The sequence below is a fragment of the Streptomyces sp. NTH33 genome, from assembly GCF_003236365.1.
Lineage (GTDB): Bacteria > Actinomycetota > Actinomycetes > Streptomycetales > Streptomycetaceae > Streptomyces.
This window is the reverse complement of record NZ_POTZ01001000.1, coordinates 1-864: the sequence shown is the minus strand read 5'-3', so window position 1 is coordinate 864 and position 864 is coordinate 1. Positions and strand designations below refer to the sequence as shown.

At 72.0% G+C, this 864-nt stretch carries 1 protein-coding gene; it reads right to left on the bottom strand.

What is annotated here, in order from left to right:
* A partial coding sequence (locus C1I97_RS38080) for an MBL fold metallo-hydrolase (RefSeq protein ID WP_146608457.1) occupies positions 1-713 on the bottom strand: 713 nt, incomplete at its 3' end.
* Positions 714-864 lie beyond the last annotated feature (151 nt).

Here is an 864-nt window from a genome sequence, read left to right as displayed (position 1 = left end):
GCGTTGGCGGGGCCCATGTGCGCGTAGTACGCGGGGATGTCGTCGAGTTCGGCGAGCAGGCGGGCGACGAAGGAGTCCACGTCCGTGGTGAGCGCCGTGTTGACGGTCTTCTCCTTGCCGATGGTGGTGGCGTCCCCCTCGGCCTGCGCGGAGGAGCAGAAGCTGCCGAAGCCGTGCGTGGGCAGCACGGACGTCTCGTCCGGCAGCTCGGCCGCCAGGCGGTGGGCGGAGGCGTGCTGGGCGCGGGCCAGCCGCTCGGTCAGACGGGGCTCCACCAGGTCCGGGCGGCCCACCGTGCCGATCAGCAGCGAACCGCCGGTGAACGCGGCCACCGGCTGCCCCTGCTCCCGCAGCACGTACGAGGTGTGGTGCGGGGTGTGACCCGGGGTGGCGACGGCCCGCAGTTCGAGTCCGGCGCCGACGGTGACGGTGTCGCCGTCGGCCACCGGCACCCGCGCGAACGACACCCGCGCGCCGGCCGGCACCAGGTAGGCGGCGCCCGTCACCCGGGCCAGCTCCAGGCCACCGGTGACGTAGTCGTTGTGGATGTGGGTCTCCACCACGTGCGTGATCCGCACCCCGCGCCGGGCCGCTGCCACCAGGACCTGGTCGAAGTCGCGCGGCGGGTCCACCGCCACGGCCGTCTGCTCGCCTCCGGCCAGGTAGCTGCGGTTGCCGAGGCCTTCGAGCTCAATGGTGTCGATGAAGAACACGGGGATGTTCCCTTCCACGAAATTACCCCCCCGGGTATGCGTATCACCGTAACACGAGTACCCCGGGGGGTATTCCGGTGTGTCCGTCAGCGCTTCCTCGCGTGTGCGCAGCGGTTCGCCCCGACCGTCCACGGGGAGGGGGCCTCATGGG